The organism is Zoogloea sp. LCSB751, from assembly GCF_002028455.1.
In the GTDB taxonomy this organism is placed as follows: Bacteria; Pseudomonadota; Gammaproteobacteria; order Burkholderiales; family Rhodocyclaceae; genus Zoogloea.
Genome location: NZ_MWUM01000155.1, coordinates 1 through 278 on the forward strand (window position 1 = coordinate 1; position 278 = coordinate 278).

1 protein-coding gene is annotated in these 278 nt (G+C 68.7%); it reads right to left on the minus strand.

The annotated features are described in order from the left end of the window. Positions 1-278: oligopeptide/dipeptide ABC transporter ATP-binding protein (locus B4920_RS26155; RefSeq protein WP_368664741.1), on the minus strand; the 278-nt coding region annotated here is incomplete at both ends.

Below are 278 nucleotides of genomic sequence, written 5' to 3' on the forward strand. Positions count from 1 at the left end.
CGGGCCGGATCTCGGCGAGGGCGGTATATTCCTGGCGGCAGCGATCGTGCACCTTGCCGCAGCGGGCCTGGAAGCGGCAGCCGACCGGCACCTCCAGCAGGTTGAGCGGGGTGCCGGGGATCCCCTCCAGCACGGTTTTCGGGCCGTGCAGGGGCGGGAAGGAGTTGCCGAGCCCCTTGGTATAGGGGTGCAGAGGCGCGGTCAGTATCGCCTTGGCCGGCGCCACCTCCACCAGTTCCCCCGCATACATGATGCCGATGCGATCGCAGAACTCGACC